Here is a 631-nt window from a genome sequence, read left to right as displayed (position 1 = left end):
CCCGTTTTGTCGTTGTTATACCACGCGTCAAATCCCGATAAATCGAGTTTATTTTCGACGATATAACAAAGGGCATATTCAAAGGTACCAGGCAAAATTTGCTCAGCGAAATTGATAGGAATGAATTTATTTTGACAGGATAAGTCAGGCTTGTAGTTAGCCATAACAGTTTACCGTGGGTGAATAATATCTATTAGATCACAGCGAACAGATGGATTCAAGGTTAAAAAGCAACCAACCAAGAATAGTTGGATACGTTCCTAAAAAGAGTAATTCTACAGCCTCAACGCCTCAATAAGAGGCTAAAAATAGTGGGCTAAAATGGAGCGGAGCGAACAGCCCGCTGTTTTTAGTCCTTTTAATTGACTTGTTATAACTACGTTGCTACAAACTTTCCGTAGCATTCTAAACATAACCAATTATTGTTAAATTTATAGCCTTTACCTGATTCAACGTCAGGTGATTTAAAAATTGTCCAATAACAGATTAAACAATGTTCGTGATCATTCTCGACTGTAAATTCAGTAAGATTCCAAGTCTGCTGTTTTGACCAATCAACCTCTCTTTGTATATCTTCCACATTCCAAGCTTGATCATGAATTTCGACAGTTTTAGCCATATTGCCCTGTAG

General features: G+C 37.1%; 1 protein-coding gene. It reads right to left on the bottom strand.

The window, feature by feature from the left end; genetic code table 11:
- Positions 1-376 precede the first annotated feature (376 nt).
- The coding region (locus P20652_RS17245) for a hypothetical protein (RefSeq protein ID WP_033016958.1) at positions 377-631 on the bottom strand (255 nt) is incomplete at its 5' end.

It is taken from the genome of Pseudoalteromonas sp. BSi20652 (genome assembly GCF_000239855.1).
In the GTDB taxonomy this organism is placed as follows: domain Bacteria; phylum Pseudomonadota; class Gammaproteobacteria; order Enterobacterales; family Alteromonadaceae; genus Pseudoalteromonas.
Note: the sequence above shows the minus strand (reverse complement) of the source record. Positions and strands in the feature narration are given on the sequence as shown.